At 67.2% G+C, this 16,081-nt stretch carries 14 protein-coding genes and 1 riboswitch; of the genes, 4 read left to right on the forward strand and 10 right to left on the reverse strand.

The window, feature by feature from the left end:
• The first annotated feature begins 35 nt into the window (after window positions 1-35).
• Window positions 36-1,574, forward strand: a complete 1,539-nt coding sequence (locus tag AC1PPL_RS00165; protein WP_011805038.1) for a 2-isopropylmalate synthase — start codon at window positions 36-38, stop codon at window positions 1,572-1,574.
• A gap of 114 nt (window positions 1,575-1,688) precedes the next feature.
• Window positions 1,689-2,771 (forward strand): serine hydrolase, encoded by a 1,083-nt coding sequence (locus AC1PPL_RS00170; RefSeq protein ID WP_088886588.1) that lies wholly within the window; start codon window positions 1,689-1,691, stop codon window positions 2,769-2,771.
• A 71-nt stretch (window positions 2,772-2,842) separates the two neighbouring features.
• Here the strand turns inward: AC1PPL_RS00170 and AC1PPL_RS00175 are convergent, their stop codons facing one another.
• From AC1PPL_RS00175 to AC1PPL_RS00200, 6 genes are all read right to left on the reverse strand, one after another.
• On the reverse strand, window positions 2,843-3,655 hold the full coding sequence (locus AC1PPL_RS00175) for an IclR family transcriptional regulator (RefSeq protein ID WP_011805040.1): 813 nt from the start codon (window positions 3,653-3,655) through the stop codon (window positions 2,843-2,845).
• 235 nt (window positions 3,656-3,890) lie between these two features.
• The gene (locus tag AC1PPL_RS00180; protein ID WP_103737727.1) at window positions 3,891-5,165 is read right to left on the reverse strand and encodes an acyl-CoA dehydrogenase family protein; all 1,275 of its coding nucleotides are present in this window, start codon (window positions 5,163-5,165) and stop codon (window positions 3,891-3,893) included.
• Window positions 5,166-5,195: 30 nt separating this feature from the next.
• Window positions 5,196-6,281 carry a phosphotransferase gene (locus tag AC1PPL_RS00185; protein ID WP_288011666.1) on the reverse strand — a complete coding sequence of 362 codons (1,086 nt, stop codon included), beginning with the start codon at window positions 6,279-6,281 and terminating at the stop codon, window positions 5,196-5,198.
• Window positions 6,282-6,405: 124 nt separating this feature from the next.
• On the reverse strand, window positions 6,406-7,125 hold the full coding sequence (locus AC1PPL_RS00190) for a Crp/Fnr family transcriptional regulator (RefSeq protein WP_047351330.1): 720 nt from the start codon (window positions 7,123-7,125) through the stop codon (window positions 6,406-6,408).
• 202 nt (window positions 7,126-7,327) lie between these two features.
• Window positions 7,328-8,095, reverse strand: a complete 768-nt coding sequence (locus AC1PPL_RS00195) for an oxepin-CoA hydrolase, alternative type (protein ID WP_479972359.1) — start codon at window positions 8,093-8,095, stop codon at window positions 7,328-7,330.
• A gap of 22 nt (window positions 8,096-8,117) precedes the next feature.
• Window positions 8,118-9,638 (reverse strand): 3-hydroxyacyl-CoA dehydrogenase, encoded by a 1,521-nt coding sequence (locus AC1PPL_RS00200; protein ID WP_479972360.1) that lies wholly within the window; start codon window positions 9,636-9,638, stop codon window positions 8,118-8,120.
• 283 nt (window positions 9,639-9,921) lie between these two features.
• Here AC1PPL_RS00200 and AC1PPL_RS00205 point away from each other — a divergent pair, with 283 nt between their 5' ends.
• Window positions 9,922-11,766, forward strand: coding sequence for a type IV pilus assembly protein FimV (locus AC1PPL_RS00205; protein ID WP_479972361.1), 1,845 nt, complete (start codon window positions 9,922-9,924; stop codon window positions 11,764-11,766).
• A gap of 30 nt (window positions 11,767-11,796) precedes the next feature.
• Here AC1PPL_RS00205 and AC1PPL_RS00210 read toward each other — a convergent pair whose 3' ends face one another.
• The 4 genes from AC1PPL_RS00210 to AC1PPL_RS00225 are packed head-to-tail and all read right to left on the reverse strand — an operon-like array spanning window position 11,797 to window position 14,873.
• Window positions 11,797-12,726: a thiamine phosphate synthase gene (locus AC1PPL_RS00210; RefSeq protein WP_312304786.1), complete on the reverse strand. Its 930-nt coding sequence runs from the start codon at window positions 12,724-12,726 to the stop codon at window positions 11,797-11,799.
• 2 nt (window positions 12,727-12,728) lie between these two features.
• Complete coding sequence (locus AC1PPL_RS00215) at window positions 12,729-13,541, reverse strand: thiazole synthase (protein WP_088886594.1); 813 nt, start codon at window positions 13,539-13,541, stop codon at window positions 12,729-12,731.
• Between the two features lie 13 nt (window positions 13,542-13,554).
• Entirely contained in the window at window positions 13,555-13,752 is a 198-nt protein-coding gene (gene thiS / locus AC1PPL_RS00220) for a sulfur carrier protein ThiS (RefSeq protein WP_011805049.1), read from the reverse strand.
• Complete coding sequence (locus tag AC1PPL_RS00225) at window positions 13,749-14,873, reverse strand: FAD-dependent oxidoreductase (protein ID WP_011805050.1); 1,125 nt, start codon at window positions 14,871-14,873, stop codon at window positions 13,749-13,751. Before AC1PPL_RS00225 ends, thiS begins: the two co-directional genes overlap by 4 nt.
• Window positions 14,874-14,933: 60 nt before the next feature.
• Window positions 14,934-15,056, reverse strand: a riboswitch (TPP riboswitch).
• A 109-nt stretch (window positions 15,057-15,165) separates the two neighbouring features.
• On the opposite strand from AC1PPL_RS00225, the gene thiD reads away from it, so the two are divergent.
• Window positions 15,166-16,017: a bifunctional hydroxymethylpyrimidine kinase/phosphomethylpyrimidine kinase gene (gene thiD / locus AC1PPL_RS00230; protein WP_479972362.1), complete on the forward strand. Its 852-nt coding sequence runs from the start codon at window positions 15,166-15,168 to the stop codon at window positions 16,015-16,017.
• The last annotated feature ends 64 nt before the right edge of the window (window positions 16,018-16,081 follow it).

Consider the following 16,081-nt stretch of genomic DNA (forward strand, 5'->3'; position numbering starts at 1 on the left):
TTCCCTATCCCCACAACGACCTCAAGAGACGATCCATGACCGATAAGCTCATCATTTTCGACACCACCTTGCGCGACGGCGAACAGTCGCCGGGAGCTTCCATGACGCGCGATGAAAAGCTGCGCATTGCCCGTCAACTGGAGCGGCTGCGTGTGGATGTGATCGAGGCGGGTTTTGCCGCCAGTTCCAACGGCGACTTCGAATCGGTGCAGGCCATTGCGCGCGCAGTGAAGGACTCCACGGTCTGCTCGCTGGCACGTGCCAACGACCGGGACATCGCACGTGCTGCCGAGGCGCTCAAAGAGGCAAACCGCGCGCGCATCCATACGTTCATCGCCACCAGCGCGCTGCACATGGAAAAGAAGCTGCGCATGACGCCCGAGCAGGTGCTGGAGCAAGCCAGGCAGGCGGTGCGTTTTGCACGCAACCTGGTGGAGGACATCGAATTCAGCCCCGAGGATGGCTACCGCAGCGATCCGGACTTCCTGTGCCGCGTGATCGAGACGGTGATCGCGGAGGGCGCCACCACCATCAACGTGCCCGACACCGTGGGTTACGCCATTCCCGAGCTGTACGGCAACTTCATCAAGAACCTTCGCGAGCGCATTCCCAACAGTGACAAGGCCATCTGGTCCGTGCACTGCCACAACGATCTGGGCATGGCGGTCGCCAACTCGCTGGCGGGTGTGAAGATCGGTGGGGCACGCCAGGTGGAGTGCACCATCAACGGCCTGGGCGAGCGTGCGGGCAACTGTTCGCTGGAGGAGGTGGTGATGGCCGTGAAGACGCGGCGCGACTACTTCGGCCTGGACGTCGGCATCGATACCCAGCACATCGTGGCCGCCAGCCGCATGGTCAGCCAGACCACCGGCTTTGTGGTGCAGCCCAACAAGGCCGTGGTGGGCGCCAATGCGTTCGCCCACGCCTCGGGCATCCACCAGGACGGCGTGCTCAAGGCGCGCGACACGTACGAGATCATGCGCGCCGAGGACGTGGGCTGGAGCGCCAACAAGATCGTGCTGGGCAAACTCAGCGGCCGCAATGCGTTCAAGCAACGTCTGCAGGAACTGGGCGTCCAGTTGGAGAGCGAAGGCGAAATCAACGTGGCGTTTGCCAAATTCAAGGAACTCGCCGACCGCAAGAGCGAGATCTTTGACGAGGACATCCTGGCACTCGTGAGCGACGAAAGCGTGACCAGCGAGAAGGAGCAGTTCGGCTTCGTGTCCCTGGCGCAGCACAGCGAAACGGGCGAACGGCCCGAGGCGACCATCGTGTTCACCGTGGACGGTAAGGAAGTCCGCAGCTCCTCGGAGGGCAACGGCCCGGTCGATGCCTCGATGAAGGCCATCGAGGCGCATGTGCGCAGCGGTGCCGAGATGGTGCTGTACTCGGTGAATGCCATCAGTGGCTCCACCGAAAGCCAGGGCGAAGTCACCGTGCGGTTGCAGAGCGCCGGCCGCGTGGTGAATGGCGTAGGGGCCGACCCCGACATCGTGGTGGCATCGGCCAAGGCCTACCTCAGTGCCCTGAATAAATTACAAAGTAAAGCTGAGCGCGTGGCAGCGCAGGGCTGATACCGCATCCTATAATTCAGGCACTTTCTAAAAGAGTCGCGCAAGGCATTGATCTTGCGCGACTTTTTTTGATTTTGTACACTGCCACACAGTTTTTGCTGCTTGGAGCATTTGATGCATATGCGCGCTCGCATCGTCTCCCGTATCTCTCAGGGATTGGCCCTTCTGGTGATGGGCATCGCACTGGCCTCGCCGGGCGTGCATGCGGCCGAACGCAAGAAGGCGGTGGCAAAAAAAGCCGCGTCCACCACGGTTGCCAAACGCACCCCCGCTAAATCGTCGGCCAAGGCGCCCCGCCGGACCGTGGCCGTGAAGGCGGCGCGCGCGTCTGCAGTGAGTGCCCGGGCGCCCGTGCGCGTAGCGGCGGAGCCCGCGCGCCTCTCATTCGGGCAGTTGGCAGGGCTGCACGATGTGAGCGATCCGCTGGACCTGAAGTCGAGCGTGGCCCTGGTGATCGATCAGGACACGAAGGAAGTTCTCCTCAGCAAGAATGACCATGCCGTGCTGCCCATCGCTTCGTTGACCAAGCTGATGACCGGCTTGCTGGTTTCCGAGGCGAACTTGCCCATGGACGAGCTCATCACGATCACGCAGGACGACGTGGATACGGAAAAGGGCAGCGGCTCGCGGCTTGCGGTGGGAACGACACTCTCGCGCGGTGAACTGCTGCACCTGGCACTCATGTCCAGTGAGAACCGCGCCGCCCATGCGCTGGGACGCACCTTCCCGGGCGGGCTGGATACGTTCGTGGCGCGCATGAATGCCAAGGCCAAGCTGCTGGGCATGGCGGATACGCGCTTTGTCGAGCCCACCGGCCTGTCCAGCCGCAACCAGTCCAGCGCGCACGACCTGGCGACGCTCGTGAATGTGGCGCATGGCGACGCATTGCTGCGTGAACTCTCCACGTCTCCAAGCCACGAGGTCGCCGTTGGCCGGCGCACCCTGCAGTACAACAACACCAACCGGCTGGTGAAGAGCCCTTCGTGGGATATCGGCCTGCAGAAGACCGGCTACATCTCGGAAGCGGGGCGCTGCCTGGTGATGCAGGCTGAGGTGGCGGGCCGCAAGTTGATCATGGTGTTCCTCGATTCGGCAGGAAAGTTCAGCCGTCTGGGCGACGCGGAGCGCGTGCGCTCCTGGGTCGAGAAGACCCACCCTAGCGCCGGCGCCATCCTGCACGCAGGAACCAACGGTTAGCCGCGGCTGACTGCGGCCACGGGTCGCATGCGTCTTGCGACACACCCGCCGGACGGCCGGCGTCAGGCCGTTCAGGTCTTGAGCGGGCCGTCCAGGGCCGTGCGCTGCCCCGCCGTATAACCCAGCGCCTGGGAGATTTCATCGGCGGTGGACTGGAGCTTGGGCAGCCATCCGTCATCCAGTCGGTCAGCGGGCGCTGAAATTGACAGGCCTGCCACGAGCTGGCCCTGGTCGTCAAAGACCCCCGCCGCGATGCAGCGCACCCCGAGTTCCAACTCCTCGTTGTCCCGCGCAATGCCGTATTGGCGCGCCTTGCCCAGTTCACGTTCCAGGATGGGCAACTGGGTGATGCTGTTGCGCGTGTGCCCTGGCAGGCCGGTACGCGTGGCGTACGCGCGCACGCGCTGCGGATCGTCGGCCGCAAGGAAGAGCTTGCCCGTAGAGGTGAGGTGCAGCGGGGCGTGGCCGCCAATGGCGCGCACCACCTGCATGCCCGAACGCTCGCTGTAGGCGCGTTCCACGTACACGATCTCGTCCCCCTGGCGCACGCTGAGGTTCACCGGCTGCTGGATCTGCTTGTGCAATTGCCGCATGGGTGCCATCGCGGCGTCGCGCACGCTCAGGCGCCCCTTCACCAGATTGCCCAGCTCCAACAGGCGCATGCCCAGGCGATAGCTGCCCGACTCAGGACGGTCCACGAAACGGCCGATGGTCAGGTCATTGAGGATGCGGTGGGTGGTGGACGGATGCAGGCCCGTCTTCTCGCTGATCTCCTTCAGCGAGATGGCTTCCTCGCGCGAAGCGAGTACGTCAATCAACTGGAACATGCGCTCCAGCACCTGGACACTGGGTTTGGCGGGCGCGTCCGGCGAGTGTTTCTTCATGAGGCAGGGCAGAACCAAGGAACCGGTGATTTTATCTTGTGAAATGCCGCGCTGCTTCTACGCACTGGTTGTCCGGCCGGTCCGTGCCTTCCTTAGTGCGGCGCCAGGCCTAGTGCAGGGAGCCGCCGCAGCGAAGACTTGAACGCAGGCTGATAAAAACTTGCGGCCTAGCCACCCCAATGGGTAGGCCAGGCCGGGACCGGATCTTCAACTGCGGAGCAAGGTCCCGCTGCGCTCAAGCGCCGCGGGTGACCGGTTGGGCCGCACCACGACCGTAGGTGCCGTACTTGCCCAGTTCCCATTTTGCAATGGCGTTGCGGTGCACCTCATCCGGGCCGTCGGCGAAGCGCAGGGTGCGCGCGTTGGCATAGGCGTAGGCCAGCGGGAAATCGTCGCTCACGCCGCCGCCGCCATGCACCTGCATGGCCCAGTCGATCACCTGGCAGGCCATGCTGGGGGCGACGACCTTGATCATGGCGATCTCGGTCTTGGCGACCTTATTGCCCACGGTGTCCATCATCCAGGCGGCCTTGAGCGTGAGCAGGCGCGCCATGTCGATCTTGCAGCGGGCTTCGGCAATGCGCTCCTGGGTCACGCTCTGTTGTGCCAGCGTCTTGCCGAAGGCCACCCGGTTGCTGGCGCGGCGGCACATCAGTTCCAGCGCGCGCTCGGCCTGGCCGATCAGGCGCATGCAGTGGTGGATGCGCCCGGGGCCCAGGCGTCCCTGGGCGATCTCGAACCCACGGCCTTCGCCCAGCAGGATGTTGTCCACCGGTACGCGCACGTTCTCGAAGAGGACTTCGGCGTGGCCGTGCGGCGCATCGTCATAACCGAACACGTTGAGTGCTCGCACCACCGTGATGCCTGGCGTGTCGGCTGGCACCACGATCATGCTTTGTTGCGAGTGCTTGGGCGCCTCGGGGTCGGTCTTGCCCATGGTGATGAACACCTTGCAGCGCGGGTCGTTGGCGCCGCTGGTCCACCACTTGCGCCCATTGATCACGTAATGGTCGCCCTGGCGCTCGATGCGCGTTTCGATGTTGGTGGCGTCGCTGGAGGCGACATCGGGCTCGGTCATGGCAAAGGCCGAGCGCATGCGCCCTTCCAGCAGCGGCTTGAGCCACTGGGCCTTGATCGCCTCGGAGCCATAACGCGCGATGGTCTCCATGTTGCCCGTGTCAGGGGCCGAGCAGTTGAACACCTCGCTGGACCACAGCACGCGGCCCATGATCTCCGCCAGCGGCGCGTACTCGGCGTTGGTCAACCCGGCGCCTTCGTAGCCAGATGCTTGGGCGGTGTCCACCGGCAGGAACAGGTTCCACAGCCCCGCGGCCTGCGCCTTGGGTTTCAGGTTTTCGATGGTTTGCAGTGGTGTCCAGCGCCTGCCTGCGGCCGTGTTGGCCGCCATCTCCTCGGCATAGGCCTTCTCAGCGGGGTAGATGTGGTCGTCCATGAACTGGATCAGGCGCGCCTGCAGTTCCTTGGTCTTGGGCGAGTAATCGAAGTCCATGGGGTGCTTTCTCGTCAGTGGGAAGGGGGATCAACTCTTTTGCGCGAAGGACCAGGCCAGCTGCGCCATGGGCCGTGCGGTGGCGCCAGCGGCCTTGGCCTGTGCGCTGGCGGCCGTGCCGGCCTCCACGCGCTTGGCAATGCCTTGCAGGATGGCGGCGATGCGGAACATGTTGTAGGCCAGGTAGAAGTTCCAGTCCCGGTGCAGCGCATCCACGTCGGTGATGCCGGTGCGTTCGCAGTAGCGCTGGATGTAGTCGCGCTCGCACGGGATGCCCAGCGCCGCCAGGTCCAGCCCGCCGATACCCCGGCTCAGCGATGCGGGGATGTGCCAGCTCATGCAGTGGTAGGCAAAGTCCGCGAGCGGATGGCCCAGGGTGGACAGCTCCCAGTCCAGCACCGCGATCACACGTGGCTCGGTGGGGTGAAACACGAGGTTGTCCAGCCGATAGTCGCCATGCACGATGGACACGCGGGTTGCGTCGCGCGCGCTGTCGGGCATGTGCGCGGGCAGCCATTGCATCAGTGCGTCCATCTCGGCGATGGGCTGGGTGACCGAGGCGGTGTACTGCTTGCTCCAGCGCGAGATCTGGCGTTCGAAGTAATTGCCCGGCTTGCCGTAGTCCGCCAGGCCACGCGCCGTGAAGTCCACTCGGTGCAGGGCAGCGATCACGCGGTTCATCTCGTCGTAGATCGCCGCGCGTTCGGCCGGCTGCATGCCAGGCAGCGACTGGTCCCACAGCACGCGGCCCTGCATGAACTCCATCAGATAAAACGCGCGCCCGATGACGGACTCGTCCTCGCACAGCGCAATCATGCGCGGCACGGGCACGTCGGTGCCGGCGAGCCCGCGCATGACCGCGTATTCGCGCTCGATGGCGTGTGCCGACGGCAGCAGCTTGGCCACCGGGCCGGGCTTGGCGCGCATCACATAGCTGCGCGTGGGGGTCACGAGCTTGTAGGTGGGGTTGGACTGGCCGCCTTTGAACATCTCCACCGTCAGCGGTCCGGCAAACCCTTCCACATGCTGCGACAGCCAGGCAGTGAGCGCGTTGGTGTCGAAGGCATGCTGCTCGGAGACGGGGCGTGTGCCGATGAAGTGCTCGAAGTTGCTCATGGGGATGGAGGGTTCTTTCAAAAAAGTGAGCTGCTTGCGCTTGTCAGCTATGGAATCCAAAGGCTTTTCACATGGAAACCATTGCGGGACAAGCGCTGGAAGCTATGGTTTTTGTAAACCTGGCTCATTGGTTGGCTTCGGAGATGCGCATCAGCGCATCCCGGTCGCGTATCACGAGGCCGCCGGGCTCGATGCGGATGGCGTCCTCGCGCTCCATGGCCTTCAGCTCCTGGTTCACGCGCTGGCGTGACGCGCCCAGCAACTGCGCCAGTTCTTCCTGGGCCAGTTGCAGGCTGATGCGCACTTCGTTGCCGTCGGACAGGCTGGGCACGCCATAGCTGCGCACCAGGTGCAGCAACTGCTTGGCCAGCCGCGAGCGCAGGGGCAGGGTGTTGAGGTCTTCCACCAGCCCGAACAACTGCCGGATGCGCCGCGCATGCAGCCGCAGCATGGCCTCGTAGAGTTCCGAGTGCTGTGCAAGGATCTTCTTGAAGTCGGCCCGCGCCACGCACAGGATGGTGGTGTCGCCATGGGCGTAGGCATCGTGCGTGCGCCGGTCCCCGTCGAAGATCGCCACGTCGCCGAACCAGATGCCCGGCTCCACATAGGTCAGCGTGATCTGCTTGCCGGAGATCGAGGTGGAGCTCACGCGCACGGCGCCGCGTGCGCAGGCAATCCATTCCTCGGGCGGGTCGCCGCGTGCTGCGATGAGTGCGCCATCCTTGAAGCGTTTGACGTAGGAGCATCGCAGTATGTCGTGGCGCAAAGAAGGGGAGAGGGAAGAAAACCAGCGACCTGAGTTGATCGCCTCGCGTTCATCGATGGTAAGAATCGGATCGTCCATGGTCTGTCGTTTGCGTGACTGGGTTGCAGTCCATTGTCGCGTGAGGGACCGGGGCGCGGGGAGCGGGCTGTCACATGGGCGTCCGCGGGCGCGCGCGTGCTGGCGCCGCTGCCGCGGAGCCAGCAATGCCATGGATGGGTTTGAATGAGACAAGCCGCCGGCGCTTGACCGTCAAGCGCTAGCAGCTATAAAAATAGTAGCTTTAAGCGCGTGGGTCGGCAGAAGCCGCCCGGGTTTCGCCCGCCGGGGCATGCTGGAGGTTGCGCACGAAATGGCTGCGTTCCAGCGCGAGGTGTTCGGTGAAGCTGTGGTGTCGCGCCTCGCTCACCAGTTCCTTGATGCTCGCCAGCGCATGGGGCGGGCCATCGTTCAGGCGCTGGGCCAGCGCCAGCGCCTCATGCAGGGCGCGGCCGGGATCGGCCAGCCGGTTGACCATGCCCAGGGACTGCAGTCGTGCGGCGTCGATGCGGTCCCCGCACATCAGGATCTCATGCGCCAGCGCGCGGGGCAGCATTTGCGCCAGGCTCCAGCTGGCGCCGCCATCGGGCGACAGGCCCGCGTGGACATGGTTCATGGCAAACACCGCGTTGCGCGCGGCCACCATCAGGTCGCATGCCAGCGCGAGTGAAAACCCCGCGCCCTTGGCTTCACCCTCCACGGCGGCGATCACGGGCTTGGGATGGGTGCGTATCGCCTCGATCCAGTGGTGCAGCAGATCCAGGCCATGCACCTGCGCTGGCGCGCTCTGATGCCGCAACGCCTGTAGCCGCTGGAGACTGCTGCCGGCGCTGAACAGGCCGTCCGCGCCCGTGATGACCACGCAGCGCACATCGGGATTGCGCTCCGCCACGTTCAGGGCCTCGATGCCCGCTGCGCAGATGGCCGGCTCCAGGGCATTGCGCAGCTCGGGGTGGCGAAGGGTCAGGACCAGGGTCTGGCCCTGGCTGGTGCTTTGCAGTTCGGCGGGCATGGCGGCGCGGGTGGTTGCAGGGTCAGGGCTCTTCGTGCGTCAGGCTCAGGCCGATGGCGCCGCGCCGGCGCAGCCAGGGGCTGGGGCGGTAGCGCGGGTCGCCATACACGGTCTGCATGTTGAAGAGCACTTCCAGGATGTTGGTGGGGCCCCAGCGGTCGCCCATGGCCAGCGGGCCCAGCGGGTAGCCCAGGCCCAGGGTCACGGCGGTCTCCAGGTCCTTGGGGCTGCAGATGCGCTGCTGGCAGATGTCCGCGGCGATGTTGACGATGCTGGCCACGACGCGCTGTGTGACGAAGCCGCCGCTGTCGCGGATCACGCTCACTGGCTTGCCGTCGCGCGCGAACAGCGCGTGCGCGGCGTCGCGCATGTCTTCGCGCGTGGCGGGGTTGGTCGCCAGCACGCGCCGGCGGGTGGCCGCGTCGTCGATCAGCATGTCGATGCCGATGGTGCGCGCGGGGTCCAGGCGCTCCACCACGGCCACGGTGGTCACGTCAAAGCCGAGTGGCGCGACCAGCGTGAGCGCCTGGGCCGAGGGCGAGGTGCCCGTCTCGATCGTTGCCCCCAGGTCCTTGAGCAACTGGTACAGCTCGGCGCGGCGGGCGGCGCGCGTGGAGACCCAGACCGGCGGCAGGCCCGATACCTCGGGCACCGGCGGCTCGGCCGGCAGCTCGGGCGCACCGTCCACGTAGCGGTAAAAGCCCTCGCCGGACTTGCGGCCCAGCAGGCCGCCGCTCAAGCGCTGCGCCGTGATCACGCTGGGGCGAAAGCGCGGCTCGTCGTAGTACTGGCGGTAGATCGATTCCATGACCGGGTGCGACACATCGAGCGCGATGAGGTCCAGCAACTCGAAGGGGCCGAGCTTGAATCCCACCTGGTCGCGCAGGATGCGGTCCACGGTGGCGAAATCGGCCACGCCCTCGCTCACGATGCGCAGCGCCTCGGTGCCATAGCCCCGCCCCGCATGGTTGACGATGAAGCCCGGCGTGTCCTGCGCCATCACCGGGGTGTGGCCCATGGCGCGCGCATAGCCGGCCAAGCGGGTGCAGACATGGGGGTCCGTTCGCAGGCCGGCCACGACCTCCACCACCTTCATCAGCGGCACCGGGTTGAAGAAGTGAAAGCCTGCCATGCGCTGCGGCCGCTGCAGCGGTGCGGCCACGGCGGTGATGGACAGCGATGACGTGTTGCTGGCCAGCACGGCTTCGGGCGAGACGATGGCTTCGAGCTGTTTGAGCAGTTCCTGCTTGGCATCCAGTCGCTCGACGATGGCTTCCACCACCAATTCGCAAGCCGCGAAGTCGTGCAGCGACGTGACGGGAACCAGCCGCTGCACCAGAGCCGGCAACAGGCTCTCGTCCAGCCGACCCTTGTCCACCAGACGCTGCCACTGCTGTTGGATGTGGGTGCGGGCGGAGTCGGCGGCGCCGCCATGGGTGTCGTAGAGGTAGACCGTGCTGCCTGCCTGGGCGGCGATCTGCGCGATGCCGCGGCCCATGGCGCCAGTGCCCACGATGCCGATTGAAGTGAAGACCGTTTGCATGGCGGCAATTATCTAGCGCTATCGGATGCGGCAGGGTTATGGCAAAATTTATAAACAAATTGAAACCATTGTGTTTATGCGTAACCTACTTGTCGGCGCCTGGATCTATGCCGCAGCGTTTGGGGCCAGCGCGCTTTCGCTTGGCGGCAGCCACGGCACAGTGGTTCTGGGGTCCACGATCGATCTCACCTTCGAGGTACGGCCTGATCTCGGCAAGACCGTCGCGTCTTCCTGCCTCGGGGCGCGGCTGGTCTTAGGCGCAACCACTGTCCCCGAAACGCGTGTGCATGTCACTCCCCTGGAAGGAGGCGCCATTCCGATGGTGCGCGTGCAGGCGCTCATTCCCGTGGATGAGCCGGTGCTGACTGCCACGCTCACGGCCGGCTGCGAAGGGCGTGTGTCGCGCACCTACACGTTCTTGGCAGACCCGCCCGGCACTGCACCCCCAGCGGCACGGCAGCCCATCGATCTGTCGCGCCTGGCGGTGCCCGGACCACGCGCTACACCGCAGGTGCGGAGTGCATTGGGTGGCGAGGGGGAGGGCGCACGCACGGTCCGGCGGCCTCGTGCGCAGCCGCGTGTTCCCGCGGCGTCCACGCATGCCCCGGCCGAGCGGGCGACACGCCCATCGCGGGCGGCTAATACCGCCACGACGCTGCGCACCAGCGCCAAAGTCTCGCCGCCCGCGGCTGCGGCGGCTCCCTCCCGCCTGGTAATGGAACCCCTGGATTTGGGTTCTGACAATGCGTCCGCGCTGCAGCTCACGCGCGAGCCGCCCCAGATGTCGCCGCGCCCCAGCGAGGCCTTGCGTGCGGAGTCGGCCGCGTGGTGGCAGGCGATGGACACTTCGACGGCCCAAACACAGCGGTTTGAAGAGCGGCTCAAGAGGCTCGAGGCTGATGCGGCCGCGCAGGGCCAGCTGGTGGAGCGCGAGCGCGCAACGGCGGCTGAGCTGCGCGAGCGCCTGGCGCAGGTGGAGTCGCAGGGGTTCCCCGCGACCGTGGTGTACATGCTCGCGGGGCTGCTGGTGCTCGCGCTGGCCTGCATTGCCTGGCTGCTGCGCCGCACGCGGCGCGAGGCGCTGCAGGCATGGCGTGACTCGGTGGCACTCAGCGGTGGCCTGCGGGACGGGGCCGTGGCCGCGGAAGGCCCTGACGGCAAGCTCCGGCTGCAGGTGGAGCCGGATGCGCGCGATGTCTGGCAGCCGACAGCGCCACCGCCGCAAGGGTCGGACAGTGGGCCGCTTCCACTCACGCCTACCGCCGCGCCAGTGAGTGCACCCGTGGCGGCTCCAGGCCCCGCGGTGGCGGCGCCGGCTGTGGAGCCCTTGCAGGCAAGGGCCCAGTCCGGTGTGCAGCCCGAGTCGCTGTTCGATCTGCAACAGCAGGCCGAATTTTTCACCTCGGTGGGCGAGCACGAGCAGGCGATCCATGTGCTGCGCCAATTCATCGCGCAGCACGGCGAAGACTCGCCGCTGGCGCATCTCGAACTGCTGCGCCTGTACCACCAACTGGGGCGAACCGACAGCTTCGACGGCCTGCGCGCGCAGGTCGAGGAGCGGTTCAACGTACGCGTGCCTCCATTTGCGCAGTTCCAGCAACTGGGCCGGAGCCTGGAAGAGCATCCCGAGGCGCTGGCACGGGTCGAGGCGGCGTGGTCCTCGCCCGAGGTGCTGGCCGTGCTGGAGGGCCTCTTATTTCACCGGGGACAGACGCAGGGCGAGGGGCCCTTCGACCTGGCGGCGCTGGACGATCTGCTGCTGCTGCTGTCCATCGCCCAGACCACGCCCGCACATTTGCGCGGTGCGCAGCCGCCCCGCGCGCGCACCACCCCGCGTGCCACGCCAGCGCTCCACCCGATGGGCGCGCAGGATGGGACGGGCCGGTCGTTGGACTCGATGGCGGCCGGCCTGGCGCTGCTGCCGGTGGATGACGGCTCGCCAGCATCCACTTGCGCCGCCGCGGTGGACGTGGACGTGTCCGGGCCGCCTCACATCACCCTCAGCGATCTGCCGCCCGTGCCCGTCACCCCGGCGCCCGCGCAAGGGCAGGCCGTGGGTTTTGGCATGGAAAACGACAAGCTGGAGTTGCGCTTCGAACTGGAGCAGTCGCAAAAGAACCGCTTCTGAAGCGCGAACGCCCCCCGTGCGCGGACGGGGCTATCGCCTGCCGGCGTCCATGGCCCGCATGAGCTGCGCCGCAGCGGCTTCCGGCTGATCGGCCGCCACCACGGCGCGCACCACGGCGATCGACCCCACTCCGGTGGCCAGGACTTGCGGGAACTGGCCCAGGCCAATGCCGCCGATGGCAACCAGCGGATAGCCGCGCATCAGCCGGGCATAGCCCGCCAGCCGCGCCACGCCCTGGGGCACTGTGGCCATTTTCTTGAGCGTGGTGGGGAACACCGCGCCCATGGCGATGTAGCTGGGGCTGGCCGCGTCGGCGCGCACCATCTCGGCGTAGCCATGCGTGCTCACGCCCAGGCGCACCCCGGACTCGCGCAGCGTGCGCAGCTCTTCGGGGCCCAGCGCATCCAGATCCTCCTGGCCCAGGTGCACGCCATAGGCCCCGGCCGCGATGGCCTGGCGCCAATGGTCGTTGATGAACAGCAGCGAAGCGGTGCCTTGCACGGCCTGCACTGCGGCGCGTACCTCGCGTGTGATGGCCGCAGGGTCGTCACTTTTGAAGCGCAGCTGCACCGTCGGCACGCCGGCCTGCGCCATGCGGCCCACCCATTGGGCATCGGGCAATACGGCGTAGAGACCCAGGTTCTGCGGGCAGGCTGCAAAGGGGTGCGCATGGGGGCGCGGCTGCAGTCCGAAGTCTGCGGGCTCGTCGGGCCACTGCGCCGGGTCGAAGCAGCCGGTACGCCGCGTCTGCGCAGCCCAGGCACGGGCCAGGCAGTCTGCGTCATGGGCGATGAAACCCAGGGCGCTGCAGGCCGCAAGGGCTGCGCGGTACACGGGGTCTTCCAGGGTTGTCGCCGGCATCGGCTGGGGCGGGAAGTCCGCAAACGCCGACGCATGGTGCTGGCGGATGGCTTGCTCCATGGCGGCTGCAGAAGGCAATGGCGCGGCGGCTTGCGGCATGCTCAGCCCTGCGTGTGGTGCCAGAACGGCGTGCCCAGCACGGGCGTGCTGGGTTGCGCCGCCTCCTGCGGCGTCATCGCGCCGGCCATGCGGGCGGCGCGGCCTGCGGCCACGGCATCGGCAAAGGCACCGGCCATTTGCACGGGGTCGGTCGCCAGGGCCACGGCCGTGTTGAGCAGTACGCCGTCGTAACCCCATTCCATCACCTGGCAGGCGTGGGACGGCAGGCCGAGGCCGGCGTCCACGAGCAGCGGCACGTCCAGGCGCTCGCGCAGCAGCTGCAGGCCATAGGGGTTCACCGGGCCGCGGCCCGTGCCGATGGGCGCCGCCCACGGCATGACGGCCTGGCAGCCCACGTCCACCAGGCGCTGGCACAGCACCAGGTCTTCAGTGCAGTAGGGCAGCACGTAGAAGCCTTCGCGGACCAGTTGCTCGGCTGCTTGCACCAGGTTCAGCGTATCGGGCTGCAGCGTGTAGTCGTCGCCGATCAGCTCCAGCTTGATCCAGGGGGTCTCGAAGACTTCACGCGCCATATGGGCGGTGGTGATGGCTTCCTGCAGGCTATGGCAGCCGGCGGTGTTGGGCAGCACCGGCACCTGCAGGCGCTTGAGCAGTTCCCAGAAGCTGCTGCCGGATTCGGCCGGGTTGCTGCCCTGGCGGCGCAGCGATGCGGTGAGCATCGCGGGCCGCGCGCGCTGCACGGCGGCCTCCAGCACGGCGGGAGACGGGTAGCGCGCGGTGCCCAGCAGCAGGCGGCTCTGGAACGCCTGGCCGTAGAGCACCAGCGTGTCGGGGGAGGATGTAGGACTGTTCATGGGTGAAAAAGGCTCAACCGCCGGTGACCGGCGCAATGATTTCGATCTGGTCGCCGGACTGCAGGGCGTGCGCGGCATAGCGGGCACTGGGCACGAACTGCAGGTTCACGGCCACGGCAAACGGAGGCTGGGGTGCCAGGTGGGCCACGGCGTCGGCGACGGTAGCGCCATCGGGCAGTTGCACGGCGTTTTGGTTGATGAATACGTTCATGTGTGCAGCGCAGCTTCGCGGTCGAGCTGCAGCGAGAGGTCGAATCCAGGGGCGAGCTCGGATTGTCCCGTGTTCAGCACCTGCATGACCACATCGAGCATGGCCGGCGCGATCATGAAGCCGTGGCGGTACAGACCGTTGACCTCCAGCACGCGATCCTGCACTACGCGCACGGCGGGCAGGTTGTCGGGCAGGGTGGGGCGGCAGTGGGTGGAGATCTCCAGGATACGCGCCTCGGCAAAGCCCGGGTGTACGGCGTAGGCGGCGCTCAGCAGCTCCAGCGTGGAGCGCACGCTGGCGGGCGACATGTCGTCGGATTCGATCTCGGTCGCGCCGATGACGAACACGTGGTTCTCCTTCGGTGCGATGTAGATCGGGTAGCGGGGATGCACGATGCGCGTGGGGCGCTGCAGCGTCACGTCGGGCGCGTGCAGGCGTACCACCTCGCCGCGCAGCCCGCGCAGTTGCGGCCATTGCGCACGCGCGCCCAGGCCTCGGCAGTCCAGCACCCAGTCGGGCTGGCCGGCCTGGCCGGGAGTGAAGTCGGCCGGCTGGCGCGCGCTGCCCCAATGCGTGACCACGCCCAACTGGTCCATGGTGGCGGCCAGCGCGGCCAGGGCCTGGCGGTTGTCCAATTGGCCCTCGCCGGGCAGGTACAGGCCCTGGTGGAAGCGCTGTGCGGCCGTGGGCTCCAGTGCGGCCACACCAGCGCTGTCCAGCGCCTGCATGCGCGGCAGCCCGGGCACCAGGCCTTGGGTCTGCTCGAACTTCAGGCGCATGCGCGCGGCTTCGGGTGCGTCCTGGCGGTGCCACAGGATCAACGTGCCGTCATGTTGGAAGTACACCGGTGCGGCCAGCGGTGCCAGCAGCTCGGGCCAGCGCGCCAGCGAGTGCACGCCCATGCGCACCACGCCGGGCTCGGCCACGATGGATTCGGCCAGGGGGGCCACCATGGCGGCGGCCACGTAGGCTGCGGCGCCTTCGGCAGCACGGGTGCCGGCCTCGTGCACCTCAACGGCGTGGCCCTGGCGGGCGAGTTCGACGGCCAGCAGGCGGCCCATGAGGCCCGCGCCTAGGATGGTGACGCGGGAGGAGGAGCGAAGGGTGGGGAAAGTGTGCATCGTGTCCGTGATGAAAGGCCAGGCCAAACAACCAAAGGACAAAACGGGAGCGCGCGGCGCGCCGATGCTGTTGAAACTCCCCACGCCAGCATGACCTGGATCGGGTGCTTAGGGTATTTCTCAGTCGCCTGCCGCTTTCGTCAACACGTTCTTAGTGTGGCGGGGACACCCCTGTTTCGTCCGTGGCCGGCATTACAGCACAGGGGTGGTGCCCCTGTTGTTGACGTGGCGCAGGCTCTGGCGTTGCCGCGGCTGCGTTGAATGCGCTGCGGCTTGGCCGATAATTTTTGCCATGAACCAAGAGACACAGACGCCCGGCGGTGGCCGGCGCTATGCGCGCGTGTTGACCATCGCGGGCTCGGACAGCGGCGGCGGCGCGGGCATTCAGGCCGACCTGAAGACCTTCAGCGCCCTGGGCTGCTACGGCATGACCGCGATCACCGCCATCACCGCGCAGAACACGCGCGGCGTGACGGGCATCCACGGCATTCCGCCCGAGATGCTGCGCGCACAGATCGACGCCGTGGTCGAGGACATCGGCGTAGACGCGGTGAAGATCGGCATGCTGCATTCGCCTGAGGTGGTGCAGGTGGTGGCCGACGCGATTCTTCGCCATGGCTTGCCCAACGTGGTGCTGGACCCGGTGATGGTCGCCACCAGCGGCGACCGGCTGATTGCCGAGGAGACCGTGGGCACGCTGGTGCGCGAGCTGTTCCCGCTGGCCGCCGTGGTCACCCCCAACCTGGACGAGGCCGGCTGGCTGCTGGGCCGCGCCATTGCCGACGAAAGCGCGCTGGACGCGGCCGCTACCGACCTGCTGGCGCTGGGCGCGCGCGCGGTGCTGCTCAAGGGCGGGCATCTGCCGGGCGACCGGGTGGTGGATGTGCTGGCCCTGCCTGGCGACGAGCGCCACCGCCTGGAAGCTGCGCGCATCGTCACGCACAACGGCCACGGCACGGGCTGCACCTTGTCGTCGGCGATCGCTGCGCATCTCGCATTGGGCCAGCCGCTGGCGCAGGCGGTGCGGTTGGCTCGCCAGTACATCCTGGGCGCGATCGCTGCGGGGGCCGATGTGCGCACCGGTCACGGCCACGGGCCGCTCAACCATGGCTATGCGCCGGTGGCGCAGCGTGTGATCGAGTAACGGGCGGCTGAGGGAGCGCCGGGCACCGCGCGCGCCACAGGCCCACACCGCCGCGGCACCTGAA

It is taken from the genome of Diaphorobacter sp. B2A2W2 (genome assembly GCF_056730635.1).

Coding starts and splice junctions, on each gene's coding strand:
- AC1PPL_RS00165 (WP_011805038.1), top strand. CDS start 36: ATGACCGATAAGCTCATCATTTTCGACACCACCTTGCGCGACGGCGAA.
- AC1PPL_RS00170 (WP_088886588.1), top strand. CDS start 1,689: ATGCATATGCGCGCTCGCATCGTCTCCCGTATCTCTCAGGGATTGGCC.
- AC1PPL_RS00175 (WP_011805040.1), bottom strand. CDS start 3,655: ATGAAGAAACACTCGCCGGACGCGCCCGCCAAACCCAGTGTCCAGGTG.
- AC1PPL_RS00180 (WP_103737727.1), bottom strand. CDS start 5,165: ATGGACTTCGATTACTCGCCCAAGACCAAGGAACTGCAGGCGCGCCTG.
- AC1PPL_RS00185 (WP_288011666.1), bottom strand. CDS start 6,281: ATGAGCAACTTCGAGCACTTCATCGGCACACGCCCCGTCTCCGAGCAG.
- AC1PPL_RS00190 (WP_047351330.1), bottom strand. CDS start 7,125: ATGGACGATCCGATTCTTACCATCGATGAACGCGAGGCGATCAACTCA.
- AC1PPL_RS00195 (WP_479972359.1), bottom strand. CDS start 8,095: ATGCCCGCCGAACTGCAAAGCACCAGCCAGGGCCAGACCCTGGTCCTG.
- AC1PPL_RS00200 (WP_479972360.1), bottom strand. CDS start 9,638: ATGCAAACGGTCTTCACTTCAATCGGCATCGTGGGCACTGGCGCCATG.
- AC1PPL_RS00210 (WP_312304786.1), bottom strand. CDS start 12,726: ATGCCGCAAGCCGCCGCGCCATTGCCTTCTGCAGCCGCCATGGAGCAA.
- AC1PPL_RS00215 (WP_088886594.1), bottom strand. CDS start 13,541: ATGAACAGTCCTACATCCTCCCCCGACACGCTGGTGCTCTACGGCCAG.
- thiS (WP_011805049.1), bottom strand. CDS start 13,752: ATGAACGTATTCATCAACCAAAACGCCGTGCAACTGCCCGATGGCGCT.
- AC1PPL_RS00225 (WP_011805050.1), bottom strand. CDS start 14,873: ATGCACACTTTCCCCACCCTTCGCTCCTCCTCCCGCGTCACCATCCTA.
- thiD (WP_479972362.1), top strand. CDS start 15,166: ATGAACCAAGAGACACAGACGCCCGGCGGTGGCCGGCGCTATGCGCGC.